This window comes from Terrabacter sp. NPDC000476, assembly GCF_040300125.1.
Lineage (GTDB): Bacteria > Actinomycetota > Actinomycetes > Actinomycetales > Dermatophilaceae > Terrabacter.
In genome coordinates this window covers 972,882-992,624 of sequence record NZ_JBEPDF010000001.1, presented here as the reverse complement: position 1 = coordinate 992,624, position 19,743 = coordinate 972,882, and the positions used below count along the sequence as shown (strand labels likewise).

The following is a 19,743-nucleotide window of genomic DNA, read 5'->3' as shown; positions in this document are numbered from 1 at the left end:
TCAGGCCGTCGGCTCGGCCGTGACCTCGATGCGGATGTTGGCGAGGGCCTTGCGGATCTCGTCGAGCACGACGTCGCTGGACTGCCCCTGCGCGGCGGCGAGCACGCCGACGGTCGCCTCGAGCGCGGCGACGCGGGCGAGGGCCTGCTTCGAGAGTGACTCGGCGCGGCCGGCCTTCTCGTTGCCGGCCTTGAGCCAGGAGGCGGCGCTGTAGACCTTGCCGTCGGCGCCGGTCCACTGGGTCTTGTTCCAGATCTGGTCGCCGATCTCGGAGAGCGTGATGCCTGCCATGGGGTCCTCCTCGGGGACTGGTGATGGCTTCGGTGCGGGGGTGCCGGTACCGCCGGATGCGGCTCGGCCGGGCCCTGCCTTGAGCAGGGCGTTGATCTCCTGGCGCAGCTCCCACATGGGGATGCCGACGGGGTCGGAGCGCTGGGAGGTGGCCTCGCGGTGGCCGACGACGGAGCCGCCGGTGTAGCCGGGGCCGAGGGCGTCCATGAGTGCGGCGCCGAGCAGCACGACGGACCTGCGCTGGGCGGCGGTGGGCTTCTTGCCGTAGGTCATCTCGACGCCGAGGTAGTGCACGTTGGGGCGGTTCGTGCCCGAGCCGGTGCCGGAGCTGCCGGAGGCGTTGGGGCGGAAGTCCTTGTCGAGCGGGGCGGCATCGTTGAGGACGAGCGCGTGCAGGTCCTTGTCGAGGAAGCCGGTGTGGTTCGCGGTGCCCCAGCCGATGATCCAGACGGTGCCGTCGTCGGTGATGGAGAACTGCGACAGCGGCCCGGGCATCCCGCGGGCGAGGTCGCCGTTGTAGAGGTAGGCGAGGCTGTTCGGGTCGGAGGTGTCGGAGCCGAAGTTGTGGACCACGAAGCCGTTGATGGGTCCGAAGCCCTGCTGGGCGGTGCGGTGATGGGTGCGCCAGTCGCTCTTGTAGAAGCGCGGCTCGATGCCCCACTTCGCCAGGGCAGCGAGCATCGCGTCGGCGGTCAGTGCTGTCGCCATGCGGATCTCCTCGGGTATGCGAAGAGCCCCGCACCACAGTGGTGTCGGGGCCCTGGTGGGCTGGGGTGGGCTGGTGGGTCAGTCCGCGGCCGGCGGGCTGTAGAGCGTCGGGTCGATGAGGTCCTCGAGCGCGTGCGGGAGCGTCGGCTGCGGAGGCTTCGCGCCGTCCTTGGCCCAGCGCAGGAGCGTCTCGATGAAGCGGGTCGCGTGGGAGAGCAGGTGCTTGATCTGCTCGACCGTGGCGTGCAGGGTCGCGTTGTCGTCGCGGAGGGTGTCGATCTGCTCCTGCTGAGCGTCGAGGCGCACCTTGTGCTCGTCCCGCTCCTCCTTGAGCCGGGACACGTCCTCGCGCAGAGCGTCGCGCGACTCCTTGATGATGCCTAGGGCCTGCTCGGCGACGGCCAGCTCGGCTGCGGCCTTCGGGATCGGGTCCTTCGCGGCGTCGTGGCGCTTCACGAGCCACGCGACGCCGCCGCCGAGGGTGGTGAGCAGCCCGACGATGATGCTGATGTCGCCCCCGGTCATCGGATCGCCTTCCGGATGCGACGCTCCTCCTTGACGGTGGCTCGGTAGCGCAGCCCGAACATCGCGACGACGATCCCGGCGACGCCCCACGAGAGGACGGCGCGCGGCGAGACGGTGGCGATGGTGATGCCGTAGCTCGCCCAGGCGGCCATCGTGAGCACGATGCCGACGCGCTCGTAGCGCCAGCCGACCATGAGGTCCTCGGAGTCGTCGAAGAGGCCGCGCCAGACGCAGCCGCCTCCGACGAGGAGCAGCACGCCGACGGCGCCGGCGAGCCAGTGCGGAAGCCGGTCGATCGACGGCGACACGGTCACGCTGGTGAAGGCCGACAGCACCGCGCCCAAGCCGCCGAGCATGCCGAAGAGCGCGAGCCCGAGCTCGAACTGGTGGGCGTAGACGTGGTCCATGTTCGATGGCGGACGGCGGTCGGTGGTGTAGCCGTGCAGGGGCACGTCAGATCCATCCCTTCGACTTGAGGTAGGGCGCGACGAGGTACTGCGCGACCGCGGCCGCGGTGGCCTTGGAGATGTGCGTGTTGTCGCTGCCCTCGAGCAGCGAGGGCGGCAGCGTGCCGTTGGCGATGTTCGTGGTGTCGGCCGTCGTCGGGGTGAGCCCAAGGTCGGCCATCGCCTGGTTCATGAGGTAGTCCTGCACGGACTTGAACCGGCTGGGGTAGAGCGTCCGCAGCCGCGAGTTGATCTCGAGGACCTGGCTGTTCATGGCGTTGCCGGTGGGCTCGTTGGTGCGGGTCGTCGTGCCGAGGATCATGACCTGTTTGACCTGCGGGGTGAGCCACTCGACGAGCTGCTGCACCCCGCCGACGACGTGGTCGGGCACGGTCGCGTCGGGCCCCTTGACGGCGAACGTCACGTCGTTGCGGCCGATCCAGATGACGGCGGTGTCGCCGTAGTGGCCGTCGTCCTCGCCGACGAACTCCACCGGCCCGGTGACGGCGGTGACCGGGGCGGCGCCGTAGGTGGTGAAGGTGTGCCCGTTGACGTAGTCGACGAGGAGCCGGCCGGTGAGGCCGCCGAGCTTGCCGTTCATGCCGATCTGGCGCGACGTGGGGATGCCGAGGTCCTCAACGGTCGTCACTGCGACGGTGCCGCTCGAAGGGACGGACCCGCCGGTGACGGTGAACCGTGGCCGCCGCGCGCCGACCTTGATGAGCATCTCGTCCACGGTCGCGCCCGAGTAGCCGAGGTTGGTGACGGTGACACCGGGCAGCAGCGTCCCAAGCTTGTAGGGCCACGAGTCGGTCTCGGGCCAGACGATGCCGTTCGCGCCGCCGTCGGTGAGTGAGTCGCCGAACGTGGAGATCGAGGTGCGCGAGGACGCCGTGACCGGATTGACCGCCGTTGCGGCCGGGGTGCGGCCGGCATAGACGAGGCTCGCAGCGACGCCCCCGACCGCGACCGCCTCGATCCACACGTCGAGCGGGGACTGGGCCTGCTGGAAGACCGACGCCATGGTCTTGTTGAGCACGGACGTCGGCAGGGTGTTCATCCAGGACGCGCCGGCGCCGGCGTAGTTCGTCTGCCCGGCCGGGCTGGTCAGACCGTAGGACAGGGAGTACCAAGTGCCCGAGGCGAGCGGGAAGCTCGTGATCCAGCCCGACACCCACTCCGAGCCGTCGGCAGGTGTCGTGAAGGACCCCTGCAGGGTCGTCCCGGATGCCTCGACGAGGCTGGCGAGCGGGTCGGTTCCGGACATCTGGGCGGTGCCGATGCCGATGGCGGAGCCGCTGATCGCGCCGGTGTAGACCTGCCCGGTGGCGGGGTTGCGGTTGCGCAGGTGGATGCGGAACTTGCTGGTGGCGAACGGCGCCCGGAACGGGACACGCACGCCGACCGCGGTCTGCGAGTCGGTGCCGCCCGGCTGGGTCAGCGAGATGTTGCGGCGCGCTTCGACGATGCGAGGGTCGTTGGCAGCGAGAGCCTTGGCGCCCGTGACCTCTTCCGGGGCTGCGATGGCCGGCGGGGAAGGCGCCACGAGTGGGCGGGTGATGGCGGCGACGTTCGCGGCGTAGCCGGCGGTGGTGAGGTGGATGCCATCGGCCTGCAGCGCTGGGGTGAGCGTCTCGTCGTCCGGGCTGACGCCGGGGACGTAGTCGAAGACGTCGCGCACCGCGGCGGGCGGGGTGGACTTGAGCCAGGCGTTGAAGGCGCGGCGGGTGTCTTCGGGGGCGCCGGTCACGGCGTCGCGCGGCAGGATCGTCGCGGCGTAGACGTTCGGGGACAGCAGCTTGACGGCGTTGGCGACGAGGGTGGCGTAGTCGGCCTGGACCGTGCCGAGCGTCGCGCCGCCGTTGATGTCGTTGCTGCCCATGCCGATGAGCACGGCGTCGGGCTTCGCGAGCTGCGCCCAGGCCTTCCACTTGTACTGCTCACGGTCGGCCCAGGCCGCGGCGGTATCGCCCGAGGCGGCGTAGTGCACCGGCAGGGCGCCGTTGGCGCGGGCGTACTGGGAGACGACGGAGTCGCGCACCGGCACGGTCGCGCCGATGCCGGCGGAGAGCGAGTCGCCCAGTCCGGCGATGACGGGTGTGGCGGCCGGGACCTCGGCCTCGATCCAGACGTGCAGCGGCATCGTCGTGGCGACGGCTTTGCTCGCCGCGTTGTTGTTGGCGTCGACGGCGTTGGTCGTCGTGTAGCCGCCGCCTGGGATCTGCTGGGTGTAGGCGCCGGCAGCCGCGGTGAAACCGTAGGCGAGCAGGAACGAGCCGCCCCCACCGATGGGCAGGGCGCACCAGGGCGAGACCCACTCTGAGCCATCTGCGGGCGTGGTCGCCGCCCCTGAGACTTGCGTCAGCGAGCCGGTGAAACCGCCGGAGCCGTTGTGCGCACCCACCCAGAGCCCCGTGAGGCTGATCGCGCCGGTGTTGTTGAGCCCGAAGCGGGGGTTGATGTTGCGGAGGTGCACGCGCCAGCGGGTGATGACGGGGGCGTAGTCGAGCGGGATGCGGATGCCACGCGTGGTGCTGGGGTAGGTGGCGGCCGGCCCGCCGACCGTGAGTGCGAGCGGCACGGTCTTGAAGCCGGCGCCGGGCCGGGCCGCGGTCGGTGCGGGCAGGGCGGCGTCGACAGTGGCGGCCGTGGAGTCGATGGCGTACTGGGCGTCGATGCGCTTCCACGCGGCGTAGCCGGACGAGCCGCGCACGCGCAGCCACACCGAGCCGCTGGCGCCCATCGAGTACGCGAGCTGGGTGCCAGAGGTGGAGCCCGCCCTGTTGGTGTGCACCTCGAACGACGAGCCCGGCTCGGGGGGCATATTGGTGTGGCCGCCGGAGAGGAGGGCGGCGACGGTGGAGGTCTGCACCAGGTCGTCGAGGTTGGAGGCAGCCGCGAGAATCGTGATATTGACGCGGGGGTCGTCGGAGCGCAGCGCCTTCGTGCTCGAGGACTCGTTGGCTGCGGCCATGGGAGTTCCGCCGCCGGTGTAGCTGGACCACAGGTCGTTCGAGGGGATGTCCTGGGTGAAGCCTCGGGCCGTGACCAGGCGGACGACGGGAATGGTCGCGGTGAACGTGACTCGTCCGGACTCGTCGGCGGTCAGCGACGCGACCGGCACTCCGTTCTGCGCGAGCCCAGTGGCCGTCAGGCCGGTGTTCGGGTCGGTCACGTCGATGGCCTGGCGGCGGGCGACTCGGACCGCACCTCCGACGCTGTCCCAGACGAGCACGCTCGCGAACGAGTAGACGGTCACAGTGGGGAACCTCCGCGTCTCGGGGTGCATCGAAAAGGGCGAAAGGGGCACGACTGTCGGCGCCAGGCCGTACCGTCGGGAGCCTCAGGGGATGGAGCAGGGGATGTTCGAGCTCGTCGCGGCTTGGCTCGCGGTCGTCGCGGGTCTGGCGTCGCCGCTGGCCGCGCCGGCGAAGCACCAGCCGCAGGCCGCCGTCGTGACCTCGGGCCGCACGTCGCTGACGGCCGCCGACGGCACCGCCGCTATCGAGGCAGCCACTCGGTCCGCGAAGGCGGACGCCACGACGTGGCGCTGGGGCTGCCAGCGGCCCATGACGATTCGTCCGGCAGCGGGCCCCGGCGTCTCCCTCACCGAGGTGCAGCGGCAGCTCGAGTACCCGGTCGCCGCCTTGCGCGCCCTCGGATATGACGTGACGGTCGGGGCGTCGATCCCGTACCGCCGAGACGCTGAGGAAGCCATGCAGCGCGGGCAGGTAGACGTCGTCGTGACCGCGCATGCGAGCGAGCAGGTCGAGCTCGATGGGAAGTCCGCCCGGACGATCCCGAACCTCGTGGGCCGTCAGGCCCTGTCAGCGACGGTCATCCTCGACGCGGACCCCAAGGTCGGGGTCCTAGCCGGCGACATCCTCTTGCACGAGCTGGGACACGTCGTCGGGCTGGACCACAAGGACGGGACCGTCATGGCCGAGTCCTGGACCGCCCCCGCCGGCTTCGACGCCGCCGAGGTCGCCGCGGTCGACTGCCGCTGAGTACGGATCGTCGACGACCATCCCGGCCGGGTCACCCTTGGGCGGCTTCGTAGGCATCGGTTCTCCCGTCAGCGAAGCCACAGGATCGCGGCGTCGAGGTTGGCGACGTTGTAGCTGGCCCCGGCCCATGCGCCGAACGCCGAGGACACTTGGCCGGTGAAGGTGAGGGTCGTGCCGGGCGTTAGTCCGGTGAGCAGCCCGGACCGGAAGTCGTAGGAGACGCCGGTGCCGCTGGCGTCGACGTCGACAGAGCCGATGGCCCAGCCTGCGAGTAGACCGCCGGGGGAGACGACGAGCCGCGTGTACAGGAAGTCCACGGCGGTCGTGTTGTTGTAGGCGGTGGCTCCGACGCAGGCGCTCATGATCAACGCCTGCGTGTAGCCGGCCGGGACGGTGATCGTCGCCGTCAGGATGGTGGCGAACGCCGTGCCAACGCCGAAGCCCTTGGCGTCGTCGTGCAGCCGGGCGGCGCGGACCGGCTCGGTGAGCGAGTCGTTGCCGATGCTTCCGGGTCGCAGGACGAGCTCGGGGAGGATCGCGCGCGAGTCGTCGAAGGCCCACCCCGTGGTGCCGGGCGCCCCGGTGCCGAGGTTGCCGTCGAACTGGGACGACTTCCAAGTGCCGCCGACCGTGCCGGTGCCGTCGAGCCGGAGGGACCCGCCGACGTCGAGTGAACCGTCGACGTCGCCCTGTCCGTCGAGCTTGAAGTTGCCGCTGACGATGAGGTCGCCGTCGACCTGCACGCCGTTGTTGCCGTTAGGGGCCATGCCCGCGCCAGCGTAGGGGGAGCGGCGCTTCACCTCGGCGAGCTCTCGCCGCAGGGCTTGGATCTCTCCGGCGAGTGTGCGCCACGGGTCGGGCTGCTTCGCCATCAGTCCACCTCCAAGCGCTCAGCGACGTCCCACTGCACCTGGGCGGTGCCGCCGTCGTCGGGCACGTCGACCTTGACGCCGAGCAGGCGCGAGTCGAAGGTGTACGGCCGTGGGCCGGCGTAGACGTCGGTGTCGAGCACGATCCGCATGACCGAGCCGCGCGGAACCTGCGTCCAGTCGGGGTCGCCGTCGAGCGACACGAGCGAGTAGCCGGTCGCGATGCCAGCGGAGGCGGCGAGGTCAGCGTTCGCGTGCCGCTGGAGCATGCCCTCGTCGGTGACGGAGTTGTGCTCGAACCAGCGGGTCATGCGCGGCCACCCGGCCGCGAGCAGCTTCGAGGCCTGCGCGGAACGCTGCAGGGATGCGGCCTCGACGCCGGCACCGACGGCGCGCGCGACAGTCGTCGAGCGGGCCGTGTCGCGGGTGCGGCCCATCGCGAGGACGTTGCCGCCGCGCCGGCCCGTGGGCGCGACGATGGTGGCGACCGGGAAGAGGTTGCTGAGCAGGGTGATGCCTGCGACGCCGGGTACGGACGGCGGGGCCCAGTCCTCGGTGTCCTCGACGTACATGAGCGTGTCGACGGGCGTGGTCTGCCCGAGCTTCGTCCCGAGCACGAGGACTCGCTTCGGGTCCATGAGCTCGCCCGCGGTTCCGAAGTACCACTCGGGCCCACCCTCGGCCTCGGCAATGCGGCGCAGCACCGCCTCGCTGTCCAGGTCGTCCCAGGCGTTGATCTCGACGAGCGAGGTGTTGCCGCCGACCCACGGGCCGGTGTCGACGTGGACGTTCTGCCCGGGCTGGGCCTGCGCGTAGTCGATGAGGTCGCGAATGATCGACTGGTCGGTCCACCCGTCGTAGCGGCGGACTCTGGCCGGCGTGGTGGCGAAGAACAAGCCCCACTCGCGTGCGGTGAACTGGAAGGTGCGTGTGCCCGGCACCTGCCGATCCGCGGTGATCCACCCGGACCAGCAGGGCACGCCGTCGCGGGCGATGAGGATGCCGGACAGGGGCGGGGAGACGCTCTGCCGCCAGAAGGACTTGCCGGGCTCGACGGTCGCCGAGAAGGTGCACTCGCCGTGGTCCGAGAGTGGCATGGAGAACGAGAGCTCGCGCGCGGGCAGGAGGGTCTCGACGATGTGCGGGTCGGACCAGCTGGTGGCGTAGACCTCGTAGGTGGCCAACGTCAGCTCACGAACCAGCCGTTGAGCTCGCCCGAGAAGAGGTAGTAGTCGCACGGCGCGGCACCGATGCGGATGGTGACGGTCCCGGTGGTGTCGATGACGCACATGGCGCGCTGGTTGGCCGTGGAGCCGAGGATCTCGAAGGAGACGGCCTGCACGGTCGGCCGGTGGCTGGCCGGGACGGTGCCGGCGACGACCGAGGCGTTCGGGGTGGTGAGCCCGGTGCCGGCCCAGCCCCAGCGGATGAAGACCTGGTTGCCGACCTTGCGGACCTGCGGGGGAACGCCAGCCTGTCCGGCCTTGCCCGAGGCGACAGAGATGCTGACCCAGTCGGAGTCGGTGACGCTCGACAGGGCCGAGTTCAGGCTGGTGAACGTCCGCAGGTCGTCGATGGCGCTCGAGGGGATCGCGGTCGCGTTCGCGGCGTTGCGGATCCGCGCGAGCTTGAGGTGCGAGTTCGGCGGCGTCGGGTCCGTCGGCGATGCGTTGGGCGTCCCGATGACGGGGACGATGGAGCCGGTGACGGCGTCGAACACGATCAGGTCGTTGCGCGGGAGAGCCCCCATCGGAGACCCACCGAGGACGTTGACCGTCTTCGTGTTGTTGCTCACCAGCGGGGTGATCCCGTCCGTGCGTGCGTCCTGGACGATGCATGCGCCCCAGATGACCTGCACGCTCGCGGAGGCCGTTGCCGTCTGCTGGACCTGCAGTCGGGAGCTCGAGGGGCTCGGCAGGACGCCGGACTTCGCCTGGCCGGTGCCGACCTGCTCGAAGAAGTAGGCCATGAGCTGGCGGAGCTCGACCTCCTGCTCGGCGCTGCGGAATCCTCGCCATTCAGCCATCAGAGATACGCCCCTTCGAAGCCGGAGACTTCCAGTGAGGTCGACGCCGTGGCGCCGATCGCGGACAAGGTGAAAGCGGCGCCCCCGACGGGCACCGCGAGCCACCGGCCACGGAAGGTGACCTTGTAGAGGTGGCTGAGGTTGCCATTGATGAGCACGCGCCGGTTGCGGCAGTCGATGTCGACCCACTGCCCGTCGAGCAGAGGCCCGGCGTAGGTGAGCGAGTCGCCGGTCTCGTCGACGCTGACGGTGAAGCCGGCGCTGTCGACGGGGCCGTTGACGCGCAGGATGGGCCAGTAGGGGACGCTGCCGTCATTGGGGACGATGATCGAGTTCGGCGGCGCCCCAACGGGGTTGCCCCAGTCCCGGGGCCAGGCGCGCGGCCAGACGCGACCGGTGCCGAGCAGCGCGCCCGAGGCGCCAGCGGACAGGGACACGGGGGCGCCGTAGAGCAGCGGGTCGGGCGCGTGCACGGTGATGGTGAAGACGAGCATCGTGTCGCGCACGACGGAGACGTCCATGGCGTCGACCTCGACCAGGGCGGACAGGGAGCCGAGGGCGTCGGAGACGACGAGTTCCGACAGGCCGCGGCCGCCGAGGGCGAGCATGAGTCGCCGGTCGACCGCGGCGTCCTGCGCGGAGTCGTAGACCGCCTGGCCGGTGATGGTGATGGTCTTGCCGTCGACGGTGCCGCTGCTGGTCCAGTCGCCGTCGTCGCCGGAGCGTGACTTCCGTTCGCGGCGCATGCTCTTGGTGAGCCACCCGGTCATCCCGGTGACCTTGCTGCGTCCGCCGCGGTCGGTGTACCCGATGAGGGGCCAGCCGTCGAAGACGATGTCGGTGGTGCTCACAGGCGGGCCCCCATCACGCGGTCGAACGCCGACGCCGAGATCGTCGACTGGATGGGCGTGCGCGCCAGGATGGCCGCGAGCCGGTACAGCGTCGCCTCGTCGAGACGCACCGTGCCGTGACCGCCCTGCCGGGCGCCGGCGACCTGCAGCGTGGCGCCGCGGTTACCGGCCTGCAGGGCCACCTCGTTGCGGCGGCGGGAGGCGTCCGTGGAGAGGAACTCGCCCGCCGAGACGCGGATGGCCTCGCCGGTCTGGGCGATGATCCCGAGGATGCTGTCGCTCGTGCCGGTGCCGGGCCCGATGAGCGTTCCGCCGGCGAAGCCGGGTACCTGGCCGCCGCCGTTGAAGAGCTGGCCGCTCGAGCGCTTCCCGAGGTCGGCGAGCAGGGCTGTCGCGTTCTTGTTGCCCTTGAGGTCGCCCTTGATGAGGGCGAGGGCGTCGAGGATCTCCATGACGTCGATGCCCGAGGATGCCGCGAGCTGGCGCGAGCTGACGTTCTTCGAGCGGACGCTGCCGAGGATCGTGGTGATGGCGTCCATGTGGTCGAGCTTCTGCTGCTGCGCCTTGGCGGTGCCGACCTGCCAGGACAGGTTCTGCAGCGTCTTCGACGCGGCGCCTGCGGTCGAGGCCGCGATGCGCTCGGCCTCGGGGGTGCCCATCTCGGCGAGCTGCCGGGCGAGGCCCCCGTAGCCGCGCGAGGACAGCTTCTGCAGGTTCGAGATGAACGCGCCCGCGTTGCGCAGGCCCGTCGCGTTGGCGCGGCGGAACTGCGTCAGGGGGTTCTCCCGCTGCAGCTGCGCACGGCGCTCGGCGTCGCCGACGGCCGCGGTGGCCTTGGCGAGGCGCTGCTTGGCCGCGATGACCGCGTTCGCGTCGCGCAGGGCCGCGAGGGAGCCGTTGCGGCGGTCGCGCTCGTACTTCTCCTCGGCGGCGGCCAGGCGCTTGCGTGCGGCCTCACGAGCGGTGCGGGTGCGGGCCTTGGCGGCCTCGGTGCGGGCGCGGGCGATGGCCTTGCGGTCGGCGCTGAGGGTGGCGCTGCGGTTCGCCGAGCGTGTGCTCTGCGCCTTGCGCGCGGTGGTGACGCCGGTGCGGGCCGAGGCGACGTTGCCGCGCAGGCCGGCCATGACGGCGGCGGTGACCTTCTCGCCGAGGGTGTTGAGGTAGTCGGAGAGCCACTGCCCGATGGGCGCGACGGTGCCCCCGGTGGCGAAGCGCTGCCCGCCGACCGTGCCGCCGTCGGCGAACTTGCCGGCGTTGATCGCCTTGAGCAGGCCGCGGTGCTTCTGCGCGGGCCCGTTCTTGATGACCTCCTCGCCGGGCGAGAGCCACACGTTGACCTTGTCCTCGCGCGGGCCGCCCTCGCCGACGACGGTGCCGCCGTCTGCGTGGCCCTTCTTCTTCCCGCTCGACGCGACGACGGCCGCGCCGATGCCGGCCAGGGCGCCGCGGATGTTCGCGACGGCCGCGTTGACGTTCGAGGTCACGCTGATGTGCACGGTGCGGTACTGCGGCACGCCGTTGACGACGCCGATGAATTCGCGGACCTTCTGCTGCGCGGCTGCCTTGTCGGCGTCGAGCTTCGTCGGCGGGACGCTCTTCGGGACCTTGAGCACCTCGTCGATGAAGGCGGTGACGGCCTTCTTGTCGACGCCGTGCGCGACCGCGTTGTCGATGATCTGCTTGCGCAGCGCGATGAGCTTCTGGCGGCCCTTCTCGGTCGAGCCCGTCATCTGGCCGTAGGACTCAGCCGTCTGCTGGGCTGCCGTGACCTGGCCGAGCAGCTGGCCGCGCAGGGCCACCGACGCCGAGGACATGTTGTTGATCGACGTCGTCGTGAAGTGGACCTTCTTGCCGGTCTTCGTGACATGGTCGCCCATGTTGGCGAGCGAGGAGTCGAAGGCGTTCTGCGCCTGGGCGGCGGAGAGGTTCTTGCCGGCGAGGGCGTCGAGGGACTGCTTGAGCAGGCCGGCGGCGTTGTTCTCGAACTGCATCTGCAGCGTCGCGGCGGCGGCCTTGTCGGCGGTCTGCTTCTGGGCGTCGGTGACGGCCTGCAGGACCGGCGTGGTGGTGCCGTAGCGGGCGGCCATGTCCTGGGCGGCGAGGGCGGACGCGGACGTCTTGCTGCTGGCGAGAGCCGTGGCGGCGGCAAGGTCCTTCTGCTTTTGCACGCCGGCGTCGAGCGCGCCGTTCTGGCCGCCGATGGCCTTCTGGACCTGGGCGACCTTGCCGTTGAAGTCGTCGTAGCCCATGCCGGCCTCGCCGGTGGCTGCGATCTGCCCGCGCATGGCCTCTCGGGCAGCGTCGATCTGGCCGGTGAGGCGCGCCTGGGCGTCGCTGTTGCCAAGGGCGGCCGAGGTGACGTCCGCGAGGTTGAGGCCGAGCTGGCGGGCGGTGTCGAGGACGCCCTGGTCGGCGAGGTTCTTCGCCGCCATCTGGCGGATGTTCTCGTCGATGGCGCCGTTGGACTGGCGCAGGGCGTCGGCGTAGTCGTTGGCGGCCTGCTCGTTGGCTCGGGTGGCCTCGGCGTTGGCCGACATGAGCATCGACAGGCCCGCGAGGGCGATGCCGATGACGCCCGCGGCGATGTTGAGGGTGCGCACGCCGGCGGCTGCCCGCTCGCCGGAGACGCCGACCTTCTCTAGGGCGGTGCCGAGACCGGTGACGAGCCCGGACAGGCCGCGCCACGTCTGGAAGCCGATGTAGACCGACCCTGCCGTGGTGGCCAGCGTCGAGAGCACCTCGACGGGGATGGCCTCGAGCACGTCGGAGAGCAGGCGCAGGGTCGACAGGGTGCCGAGGCCGAGCGGGGCGAAGGCGGCGACGAGGTGCGCGGCGCCGACGACGATGGACTCGATGCTGTCCATGACCTGCGGGAAGACCGAGCGCACGTAGTCGCCGAACGCGACGACCCCGCCGCTGGACATCGCGCCATCGAACCGGTTCGAGAGGTCGAGCACGTAGGCGCCCGCGTCGCGCATCAGCGGGTTCAGCGCCGAGAAGGCGGACAGGAGCCCGGAGGTGAGGGCGCCCGCGGTCTTGCCGGTGAGGGTGGCGAGCTCGCCGACCTGCCCGTTGAGCGTCGGAAAGCGGCGCTGCAGGTCTGCGACGGCGGACTGCAGCGGGCCGAGCACGCTGCGGGCGGCGGTGCGCGCGAGGCCTTCGACGGACGCCTTGCCCTGGTCGAGCGTCGACTTGTAGGTCAGCCCGAGCGCGGTGCCCTTCTTCATCTCGTTGTTCACGCCGACGATGGCGAGCACGCCGGCCACGCCCATGCCGCCGAAGGCGACACCGAGACCGACTGCGCCGGCCGCCACGGGCACCAGGGCGGGCCCGAGGACGCCGATGGCGGTGACGAGGGCCCGGGTGCTGCGGTGCGCGCCCTGCGTCGACCGGTCGACCTTCTTGACCGAGGCCTCGACGCGGTCGTTGGCCCGGGAGAAGGCCTCCTGCGCCGCTGAGGCGTCGCGGGAGGCCTTCTCTACGTTGCGGGTCGCGACGGCGACGGCGCGCTCGGCCGTGAGGATCTGCGAGGCCTTCGCGTTGCCGCGGGAGCGGACCTCGTTGAGCCGGGCCTGCGCGATGGAGAGCCGGACGTTGGCGTCCTTGAGCTTCTCGGACGAGGCCGCGACGGCGTCGATCTCGGCCTTGGCCTTGGCGCCCCCGTCGACCTTGATCTGGACGTGGGCGTCCTTGCCGTCGAGCTTGTCGACCTCACGGTCCGCCTGCGCGATCTCCCGGTGCCAGTTGGAGGCGTCGAGCTGCAGGTAGCCGACGATCGCGCCGACAGAGGTCTCGCTCACGCATCCCCCTCAGGTGTGTCGTGCTCGAGGTCGCGAGCGAAATGGCGGGACAGGCGGCAGTCGGTCGACATGAGGCCGAGCACGCGCCGGCGGAAGTCCCACCAGGTCAGGTGGTCGGCGTGCTCGAGCGCGATCCCGTAGACCTGCTGGAAGTCCGCGACGAGGAGGTCTTCTTCGTCGAGGAGGTCGTCGAGCGTGAGCGTCGGGTGGCCCGGTTCGGGGAGTTCGTACCAGTCCCAGATGCCGTTTCGGCACTCTCCGCCGCCTCGGCCGAGGACTGCGAGCTCGTCGTCAGGTTGGCCGCCGCCCAGGCGGCCAGTGCTTCCGGGTGGATGCCGGACTCCCAAATCGCCTCGGCGCTCTGCATCGCGGCGGCGTGCACGGCCTCGCGGGGGCCGGAGGCGGTCTCGAGGACCTGGAAGTGGGCGAGGGCGGCCATGCCGGCCCGGAACGCGTCCGAGTGGCTGACACCGTCGGCGACCATGCGGTCCCACAGCTCGTCGGTCATGGCGAGCCGGAAGACGTCCTCGTCGGTCTCCTTGGCCTTGGCGAGCTCGGCCTGGCTGCGGTTCAGCAGCTTCGAGAGGCGCCAGCCTCGGTCGATGTCGACGGGCGGGACCTCGTAGTCCTGACCGTTGGGCATGGGGAAGATGAGCGGGTCGGGGGTGAAGCGCTTCACGGGTTCTCCTCGGCTGGGTGGCTGGGTGGCTGGACCTCGGGGCGCGTTCCAGCCAGGGCGCGCCCCGAGGGGTCAGGCCTCAGCCCCGGGTGTAGGGCAGAGCGTTCGAGGTGCCGGCTGGCGTCACGACCGTGACGGGCGCCGAGCCGGCCGAGCCGGCCGGGACCGTCGCGACGATCGTTGTGTCGGAGACGACCGTGAAGACCGTGGCCGAGACCGCCGCGAACTTCACCGACGTCGCGCCCGTGAAGTACTGGCCGACGACGGTGACCTGCGCGCCGGCCGCCGCGCCCGAGGGCAGCGCCGAGATGACGACGGGCAGCGTCGAGGAGCCGGGGTTGGCGATGTCGACGAGCTTGCCGTCGCCCTCGAAGTTCACCGAGATCTCCTCGATGTCGGCGACGCCGGTCTTGGACCGGTTCCACTCGACGAGGGCCCGACCGGACTTGCCGTCGGCGCGGCCGTTGCGGTCGTACCAGCGGACGTAGATGCGGGCCTGGTCGCCGAACTTGAAGCGGGCCTGACGGATCAGCTCCTGGACCGGGTCGAAGACGCCGGCGTTGCTCTTGCGGTTGAACTTCACCGCGAGCATCCAGCCGTGGAGGGTGACCTCCTGCGAGCCGAAGCCGTCGTTGTCGTAGTCGGTCGAGTCCTGCTTGGTGACGTTGTCCTGGTCGTTGACGTCGGTCGTGCCGAGCAGTCGGAGCCAGGTGACGTTGTCGGCCGAGACGTCGACCGCGAGCCGGCGTGCGAGCTCATTTGCCATATCGGTGCCCTCCTAGAGGCGTGCCGGTGGACCCGCTCGCGGTCTTGCGGCGGGGGATGGTGGGTGGCTGGTTACTCCGTGTCGCCGCGGTCGTCCACGGCGTCGACGGGCTGGGACTCGGCGTCCGCGTCGGACGAGACGAGCACGACGGGCGTGGTCTCCGGCTCGCCGCCGGACGGGGGCTCGGGGTGCTCGATGTGGTCGCGGATCGCGGCGACGATGTCGGCCTTGAGGCTCGCCCCGCCGAGGTCGATGCCGCGCTTGGTGGCCTCGTCCTTGAGCTCGGGGATGGTGAGGTCCTCGAGGTCGCGGTCGAGCACCTCGACGACGTGGAACGAGGCGGGCAGCGTGCGCAGGGCGGCGGCCGTGGACTCGTCGTCGGTGTCGAGGGCGTAGACGTCGCCGTCGGGGTGGAACCGGACGGCCGGCTGCGTGAGGTGCAGCGGGTGGATGGAGGTGAAGCGAGCCATGGTCGTCTCCTACTCGGGCCGCAGCGCGGTCGTGGGTGGGTTGATGTCGGCGTGGAAGTTCGCCGAGTGCTCCCAGCGCTGCGAGTCGTCCTCGCCCATCGGGACCGAGGAGTTGCGCAGGAGCTGCACGAGGTGGCAGGTGTCGTACTGGCGGCCGGTGAGGCCGTGCAGGGACTGGAAGATCGCGACGTTGAGCTCGTTCGCCTCGAGGTACGAGCCGGCGCGGGAGCGGACCTGCACGCCGAGCAGCGACTTCGCCTCGCGGGGCGCGTCCGACAGCGGGTAGGCGGTGAGGGTGACGCAGCGGTCGGGACTGTCGGGCATGGTGCCGAAGGTGATCGCGGTGTCCTCGTCGAGGTAGGGCTCATCGGGCCGGTAGGTGGCGACGCCGTCATCGTGCAGCTGCTGCGCGAGGCCCTCGAGGAGGTCCTGCTCGTAGCTGCTCACAGGGCCCGCCGGATGTCTGCGGCGATGATGGCCAGTGCGGTGTCGGCCTCGCTGAAGAGCGCGGACTCGAGGAACTTCGCTTGGCCGGTCTCGTGGCGCAGGTCGAGGCGCTCGTGCTGGTACCGGGCGTAGGGGCCGTCGTAGGTGATGGAGGCGACCGCGTCGCCGTCCTGGTGGTCGAGGTGCACGGCGGCGGTGCCGGCGAGGCGCCCGGACTCGACGGGTGTGCGGGAGACGGCGACGCCGCGGATGTGCTCGCCGCCCTTCGCGACGGCTCCCGGGGTGGCTGCGGCGACGTCGCCGGAGAGGTGGCCGAGGTTGATGCGGCGTTCGATGCGCAGGCTCATGTGAGCGTCACCTCGAGGTGGTCGACGTCGTGGTCGCCGATGATGCGCGTCTTCGCGAGCAGCACGCGGGCGGTGCGCCCAGGCAGGGTGACTCGGGAGTCGGCGGTGAAGACGGGCAGGTCGGCCGGGTCGGCGTAGAGGGTGGCCTCGGAGACGACCTGTTCGCCGGTGGCGTTGCGCACGAGCTTCCGGGCGTCCTCGAGGAAGACCTCGCGGGTGACGGCGTCGGCGAAGATGTCGCCCTTGGCGCCGGTGCCGGTCTTGGTGCGCACCGTGACGGTCGTCGGTGCGAACGCGTCGGCGGCGGCGAACATCAGCCGAGCACGCTCGAGGTAAGCCCGGCGGCGCGCAGGATGCGCACGGCCTCGGGGCAGAGGGTGTCGAGCAGGCGGGCCTTGGCTGCGGCGGCGTCTGCGGCGCCGGCGTACTCGATCTCGGCCGTGCCGACCTTCTTGCGCACGGCGGCCCCGACCCCGACGGCGGAGCCGGCGGCCGGGTCGACCTTCGCGGCGGCCATGGCGGCGGCGTGCGCGCACGTGGCGTCCTTGAAGGCTTCGGCCACGGGGGAGCTTGTCGGCATGCCGAGGGTGTCGGCGGCGTACCAGGCGGTGATGGTGGCGTCGGCGACGAGCCCGGACGCGGTGCGCAGCAGCGCGGTGGCGTTGTCGGGCGCGACGGCGCCGGTCCAGTCGGCGAGGTCGTCGGTGGAGGCGTAGACGCGCACGGTGTCCTCCTGGGTGTTCGGGTGGGGCGCAGGTCGGCTCATGGCAGGGAGCGAAAGGACCCCGGGGGTGAACTCCCCGATCCGCCTTCACGCCAGGTGTGCCGCCGCGGGTGGTCGCGGCTCCCGGGGGACGTGTTGACGCCCCACCCGATGGTTCGGTCGGGGCTGGTCAGGCCCCGCGGTGCTCGGCGAGCCGGGCGCGCTTCTCGTCGGCGGTGCCGCTCTTGGCGAGGCCGGCCTCCTCGAGCGCCTCGTCGAGGGCGGCGCCCTTGAGCTCGAGCGCGTCGTCGGCTGACGGCTCGGTGCCGGGGGCGGGCTGGCCGACCTTGGCGCCCATGTCGGCGATGACCTCGGGCACGGGCTCGTCTCCGACGAGGGCGCGCTCGGCGTACTCGGTCTCGCGCTCCTGCTGGACGTCGGTGTCGGAGGTGACGACGCCGATCTTGCCGGTGACGTGGCCGTCCTCGTCCGTGACGTCGCGCTCCTCGTAGGTGCCGACGGGGCCGGGGACGACCGCCTGGCCGACGGAGCCGTGGATCTGGGGGGCGACGACGTTGGGGCCGTGCGGGTTGCCTTCGGGGCCCTCGGCGCCGGCGTTGGTCGGCGCGAGGAAGTCCTCGGGCTTGGGGTCGACCGCGGCGTCGCGCAGGGGCGTGCCGCCGCGGTGGTGCGTGACCTCGCGCGGGTCGGCGGGAGTGGGGGCGTCGACCTGAGCGGGCTCGGAGTCGAGGCCGTAGCCGGCGCCTTGCAGGTAGGCGCGGACGCCCGCGGGCAGGTCACCGTCGAAGGTGGCCGAGCCGTCCTCGAAGTCCAGCACGGTCTCGCCGTAGGTGGACTGGCCCGTGTAGGTCTTGTCGGGGCTGCTGATCTTCATGGTGCCCTCCCTGGGCGTCGTGGTTCCGGGTGGAGCGGGGCCGGTTGTCTCTCCAGCCCCGCTCCGCTCAGGGGGTCGAAGGTCAGGCGACCTTGACGTTGCGCAGCACCGCCGCGCTCTTGGTGCGCTTCACCGCGACGGCGACCGGGCCGAGCTCGGCCTCGCCGGTCTTGACCGCGCCGGCCGCGGTGAAGTCGGGCATCCAGCTCTGGACGAGCGGCTGCCCGGCCATGGCGACACCGTGCACGCCGTCGAGGCCGAAGCGGACGGCGTAGAGGTCGGCGAGGCCGGTGATGGTGCCGCCCGCGCCCGCGCCGTCGGTGTCGCGCGACACGACCGAGAGGACGTCCGTGTTCGACCCGTCCTTGGTGCCCGGGTCGATGAGCGGGATGCCGTTGTAGGACTCGATCAGCTGGCCGATCTCGTTGCGGTCGATGGAGTACTGACCGGCGAACGAGGCGACGACCTTGACGAGGGCCTTGGCCTTGCGCGGCAGGTAGATCGCGTCGGGCGTGCCGTCGAGCGAGCCGAGCCACGCGTCGATGTGCGCGATGACGGCGAACGCCTTGGCCTGGCTGTCGACTGCGGTGAGGTCGACGTAGCCGGTGGAGACGCCGTTGCTCACGGGCAGGTACTCCGTGGAGGTGCCAGTGAGCAGCTTGTTGAGGCCGTCGAAGCCGTTGGCGTCCACGGCGGTGTCGCCGTTGAAGAAGGCGTCGTTGAACTTCGCCGACGTGCCCTTGAGGAGCTCGCGCATCTGGAACGCGGTCTCCGCGGCCTGGGCCACGCGGTTGAGGACACGGTCGATCTGGAACGAGCCACCGAGGGGCTTGAGGTCGACGCTGTAGCGCTGCTTCGTCGCCTCGGTCGGGGTGTACTCGCTGTTGATCGCGCGGAAGGCGGCGCCTCGCTGCGTGATCTGGCGGGTGTACCCGTAGGTGAGGGTGGCGCCGTTGCCGGCGCCGGAGACGACATCGTCGAAGGTGAGCCGGTTGAGGACGTCGTTGGACTTCTGGAACTCGTCGATGATCTGGACGTCGACGTCGTCGGTCGCGTTGAGCTTCGCCTGGGCGAGGGTCACGGGCATGTGGTGCTCCTGGGGTTACTGCGCCATCTTCTGGGCGATGGCGTCTTCGAGGGTGGTGGGCTTCGCGGCCCCTTCGCCGGATCCGCCGGCGTGGTCCGCACCGCTCGCGCCAGCCGCCCGGGCCGCCTTGAGCTTGGGGTTGTCCGCCACGGCGGACTTGATGGCCCCGTCGACCTTCGACGCGAAGTCATTGGCCGTGGGGTCGAGGTTTGCGACCTTCGCCAGGAAGGCGCGCGAGTCCAGCAGGGCGTCCGGGTCGCCGGAGTGCTTGCTGGCGGTCTTGTAGACGGCGAGCTCGACGGCGGTCACGCGCGCGGCGTTCTGCGCGTCGGTGACCTGCTTGGCGAGCTCGTCGGGGTTGGGCTTGTCCTTGTCGGTCTTGACGAGGCCGAGGGCCTTGCCGATGTCCTGGGCGAGCTGCTGGCGGGCCTCGTCGGCGGCCTGCTGCTTCGCGGTGGTGCGGGCCTTGCCGGCGTCGGCGCGGGCGTCACGGACGAGCTTCTGGGCCCACTCGGGCAGGTCCTCGACCTTGCCCTCGCCGGCGTCCGTCGTCTTGGCGTCGTCGGTCTTGGCCGTGTCGCTCTTCGTGTCGGCGTCGGCCGTCTTGGTCTCGCCGCCGTCGGTCGAGGTGTCGCCGGCGTCGCCTCCGACGCCGTCACCGTCGGCCGCCATGCGGGCGTCGCCGAAGTGCTGGCGGTGGAAGACGAGCAGCTGCTCGATGGCGCCGGGGGCGCGCAGGTCGGTGGGTCGGCGTAGTGCGTGCTTCGACATGGCTGGGACTCGCAATCTCCGGCGCCTGGCCGGATCTGTGTGGATTGATCGGACC

The 19,743-nt window shown here is 71.1% G+C and carries 20 protein-coding genes; 1 reads left to right on the top strand and 19 read right to left on the bottom strand.

Annotated elements, in window-relative coordinates; genetic code table 11:
* The 4 genes from ABT295_RS04630 to ABT295_RS04615 form a co-directional block, all read right to left on the bottom strand.
* Complete coding sequence (locus ABT295_RS04630; RefSeq protein WP_352393238.1) at positions 1 to 999, bottom strand: peptidoglycan recognition protein family protein; 999 nt, start codon at positions 997 to 999, stop codon at positions 1 to 3.
* A 78-nt stretch (positions 1,000 to 1,077) separates the two neighbouring features.
* On the bottom strand, positions 1,078 to 1,524 hold the full coding sequence (locus ABT295_RS04625; RefSeq protein WP_352393237.1) for a hypothetical protein: 447 nt from the start codon (positions 1,522 to 1,524) through the stop codon (positions 1,078 to 1,080).
* Positions 1,521 to 1,976, bottom strand: coding sequence for a hypothetical protein (locus ABT295_RS04620; protein WP_352393236.1), 456 nt, complete (start codon positions 1,974 to 1,976; stop codon positions 1,521 to 1,523). The genes ABT295_RS04625 and ABT295_RS04620 overlap by 4 nt, the downstream gene beginning before the upstream one ends.
* A 1-nt stretch (position 1,977) precedes the next feature.
* On the bottom strand, positions 1,978 to 5,229 hold the full coding sequence (locus ABT295_RS04615; RefSeq protein ID WP_352393235.1) for an SGNH/GDSL hydrolase family protein: 3,252 nt from the start codon (positions 5,227 to 5,229) through the stop codon (positions 1,978 to 1,980).
* Positions 5,230 to 5,320: 91 nt separating this feature from the next.
* Between ABT295_RS04615 and ABT295_RS04610 the strand changes: the two genes are divergently transcribed.
* Positions 5,321 to 5,977 carry a hypothetical protein gene (locus tag ABT295_RS04610; RefSeq protein ID WP_352393234.1) on the top strand — a complete coding sequence of 219 codons (657 nt, stop codon included), beginning with the start codon at positions 5,321 to 5,323 and terminating at the stop codon, positions 5,975 to 5,977.
* 68 nt (positions 5,978 to 6,045) lie between these two features.
* On the opposite strand, the gene ABT295_RS04605 is transcribed toward ABT295_RS04610, so the two are convergent.
* The 15 genes from ABT295_RS04605 to ABT295_RS04535 all read right to left on the bottom strand — a co-directional run bounded on the left by ABT295_RS04605 (position 6,046) and on the right by ABT295_RS04535 (position 19,688).
* A complete protein-coding gene (locus ABT295_RS04605; RefSeq protein ID WP_352393233.1) occupies positions 6,046 to 6,849 on the bottom strand; it encodes a bactofilin family protein in 804 nt (267 codons plus the stop codon).
* On the bottom strand, positions 6,849 to 8,030 hold the full coding sequence (locus tag ABT295_RS04600; protein WP_352393232.1) for a hypothetical protein: 1,182 nt from the start codon (positions 8,028 to 8,030) through the stop codon (positions 6,849 to 6,851). Before ABT295_RS04600 ends, ABT295_RS04605 begins: the two co-directional genes overlap by 1 nt.
* Before the next feature lie 2 nt (positions 8,031 to 8,032).
* Positions 8,033 to 8,872: a hypothetical protein gene (locus ABT295_RS04595; RefSeq protein WP_352393231.1), complete on the bottom strand. Its 840-nt coding sequence runs from the start codon at positions 8,870 to 8,872 to the stop codon at positions 8,033 to 8,035.
* Positions 8,872 to 9,723, bottom strand: coding sequence for a phage distal tail protein (locus ABT295_RS04590; protein WP_352393230.1), 852 nt, complete (start codon positions 9,721 to 9,723; stop codon positions 8,872 to 8,874). The genes ABT295_RS04595 and ABT295_RS04590 overlap by 1 nt, the downstream gene beginning before the upstream one ends.
* Positions 9,720 to 13,523 (bottom strand): hypothetical protein, encoded by a 3,804-nt coding sequence (locus tag ABT295_RS04585; RefSeq protein ID WP_352393229.1) that lies wholly within the window; start codon positions 13,521 to 13,523, stop codon positions 9,720 to 9,722. The genes ABT295_RS04590 and ABT295_RS04585 overlap by 4 nt, the downstream gene beginning before the upstream one ends.
* 106 nt (positions 13,524 to 13,629) lie before the next feature.
* Entirely contained in the window at positions 13,630 to 14,202 is a 573-nt protein-coding gene (locus ABT295_RS04580) for a DUF7426 family protein (RefSeq protein WP_352393228.1), read from the bottom strand.
* 79 nt (positions 14,203 to 14,281) lie between these two features.
* Positions 14,282 to 14,968, bottom strand: a complete 687-nt coding sequence (locus tag ABT295_RS04575; RefSeq protein ID WP_352393227.1) for a phage tail tube protein — start codon at positions 14,966 to 14,968, stop codon at positions 14,282 to 14,284.
* Positions 14,969 to 15,039: 71 nt separating this feature from the next.
* Positions 15,040 to 15,438, bottom strand: a complete 399-nt coding sequence (locus ABT295_RS04570) for an SAP domain-containing protein (protein WP_352393226.1) — start codon at positions 15,436 to 15,438, stop codon at positions 15,040 to 15,042.
* Between the two features lie 9 nt (positions 15,439 to 15,447).
* Positions 15,448 to 15,885, bottom strand: a complete 438-nt coding sequence (locus ABT295_RS04565; protein ID WP_352393225.1) for a minor capsid protein — start codon at positions 15,883 to 15,885, stop codon at positions 15,448 to 15,450.
* Positions 15,882 to 16,232 carry a hypothetical protein gene (locus ABT295_RS04560; RefSeq protein WP_352393224.1) on the bottom strand — a complete coding sequence of 117 codons (351 nt, stop codon included), beginning with the start codon at positions 16,230 to 16,232 and terminating at the stop codon, positions 15,882 to 15,884. Before ABT295_RS04560 ends, ABT295_RS04565 begins: the two co-directional genes overlap by 4 nt.
* Entirely contained in the window at positions 16,229 to 16,546 is a 318-nt protein-coding gene (locus ABT295_RS04555) for a hypothetical protein (RefSeq protein ID WP_352393223.1), read from the bottom strand. The genes ABT295_RS04560 and ABT295_RS04555 overlap by 4 nt, the downstream gene beginning before the upstream one ends.
* Positions 16,546 to 16,998 (bottom strand): hypothetical protein, encoded by a 453-nt coding sequence (locus tag ABT295_RS04550; RefSeq protein ID WP_352393222.1) that lies wholly within the window; start codon positions 16,996 to 16,998, stop codon positions 16,546 to 16,548. The genes ABT295_RS04555 and ABT295_RS04550 overlap by 1 nt, the downstream gene beginning before the upstream one ends.
* 127 nt (positions 16,999 to 17,125) lie before the next feature.
* Complete coding sequence (locus ABT295_RS04545; protein ID WP_352393221.1) at positions 17,126 to 17,830, bottom strand: hypothetical protein; 705 nt, start codon at positions 17,828 to 17,830, stop codon at positions 17,126 to 17,128.
* 82 nt (positions 17,831 to 17,912) lie between these two features.
* Positions 17,913 to 18,917 (bottom strand): major capsid protein, encoded by a 1,005-nt coding sequence (locus ABT295_RS04540; protein ID WP_352393220.1) that lies wholly within the window; start codon positions 18,915 to 18,917, stop codon positions 17,913 to 17,915.
* Positions 18,918 to 18,932: 15 nt separating this feature from the next.
* Positions 18,933 to 19,688: a hypothetical protein gene (locus ABT295_RS04535; RefSeq protein ID WP_352393219.1), complete on the bottom strand. Its 756-nt coding sequence runs from the start codon at positions 19,686 to 19,688 to the stop codon at positions 18,933 to 18,935.
* Positions 19,689 to 19,743: the final 55 nt, after the last annotated feature.

Excerpts from the sequence above, each read along its gene's own strand:
- ABT295_RS04535 (WP_352393219.1), bottom strand. The coding sequence starts at position 19,688 with ATGTCGAAGCACGCACTACGCCGACCCACCGACCTGCGCGCCCCCGGC.
- ABT295_RS04545 (WP_352393221.1), bottom strand. The coding sequence starts at position 17,830 with ATGAAGATCAGCAGCCCCGACAAGACCTACACGGGCCAGTCCACCTAC.
- ABT295_RS04625 (WP_352393237.1), bottom strand. The coding sequence starts at position 1,524 with ATGACCGGGGGCGACATCAGCATCATCGTCGGGCTGCTCACCACCCTC.
- ABT295_RS04560 (WP_352393224.1), bottom strand. The coding sequence starts at position 16,232 with ATGAGCCTGCGCATCGAACGCCGCATCAACCTCGGCCACCTCTCCGGC.
- ABT295_RS04540 (WP_352393220.1), bottom strand. The coding sequence starts at position 18,917 with ATGCCCGTGACCCTCGCCCAGGCGAAGCTCAACGCGACCGACGACGTC.
- ABT295_RS04575 (WP_352393227.1), bottom strand. The coding sequence starts at position 14,968 with ATGGCAAATGAGCTCGCACGCCGGCTCGCGGTCGACGTCTCGGCCGAC.
- ABT295_RS04605 (WP_352393233.1), bottom strand. The coding sequence starts at position 6,849 with ATGGCGAAGCAGCCCGACCCGTGGCGCACACTCGCCGGAGAGATCCAA.
- ABT295_RS04630 (WP_352393238.1), bottom strand. The coding sequence starts at position 999 with ATGGCGACAGCACTGACCGCCGACGCGATGCTCGCTGCCCTGGCGAAG.
- ABT295_RS04555 (WP_352393223.1), bottom strand. The coding sequence starts at position 16,546 with ATGTTCGCCGCCGCCGACGCGTTCGCACCGACGACCGTCACGGTGCGC.
- ABT295_RS04550 (WP_352393222.1), bottom strand. The coding sequence starts at position 16,998 with ATGAGCCGACCTGCGCCCCACCCGAACACCCAGGAGGACACCGTGCGC.
- ABT295_RS04610 (WP_352393234.1), top strand. The coding sequence starts at position 5,321 with ATGGAGCAGGGGATGTTCGAGCTCGTCGCGGCTTGGCTCGCGGTCGTC.
- ABT295_RS04595 (WP_352393231.1), bottom strand. The coding sequence starts at position 8,872 with ATGGCTGAATGGCGAGGATTCCGCAGCGCCGAGCAGGAGGTCGAGCTC.
- ABT295_RS04570 (WP_352393226.1), bottom strand. The coding sequence starts at position 15,438 with ATGGCTCGCTTCACCTCCATCCACCCGCTGCACCTCACGCAGCCGGCC.